General features: G+C 47.1%; 1 protein-coding gene. It reads left to right on the forward strand.

The features are described from left to right. The coding region (locus ACX5KA_RS00025; protein WP_458730162.1) for an IS4 family transposase at positions 1-703 on the forward strand (703 nt) is incomplete at both ends.

A 703-nucleotide genomic window follows, 5' to 3' on the forward strand; every position in this document is an offset into this window, starting at 1 on the left:
GTATCGCTTGTCAGCTATAAAATGCATAAAACTCGTCGGAATGCAGTAACGGCGTGCGTTAAGAGCCTGCTCAACGGTAGCGCTGCAACCGTAACCAGCATAGGTCGAGGAATTAAGACTAAAGCCTTTGAGAAACACCGGATTAAACGTGCCGACCGCTTGCTTTCAAACCCGCATTTATTAAGTGAAACACCGTTTATCTATGCATCTATTTGCCAACTATTTTGTGGCAGCACATCTCGCCCTGTTATCTCAATCGACTGGTCAGATTTAGATGACCATAAAGCGCACTTTCTTTTACGCGCGGCCATATCTTTAAAGGGTAGACCCGTCACACTTTATCAAGAAGTTCACTGCAACAAGACCAAAGAGAAACCCGCCAGCCACAAGGCATTCTTAAAGGCGTTACACGCCATGTTACCTTCAAATTGCCGACCCATTATCGTCACCGACGCAGGATATAAATCACCCTGGTTCAGGGAAGTATTAGCGTTAGGCTGGGATATTGTCGGACGGGTTCGCAAACCGCATTTTTACTCACTCGACAGCGGCAATACGTGGCAGTGTATTCGTCACCTTTATGCCCAAGCGACCAGTCGACCTAAGCGTTTTGATAACAGCCAAATAGCTAGAGGTAACCCCTTTGCCTGTACGTTAGTTCTGTTCAAGCAGAAAGCGAAAGGGCGCCACGCTTCAAATCCAG

This window comes from Alteromonas alvinellae (genome assembly GCF_902705805.1).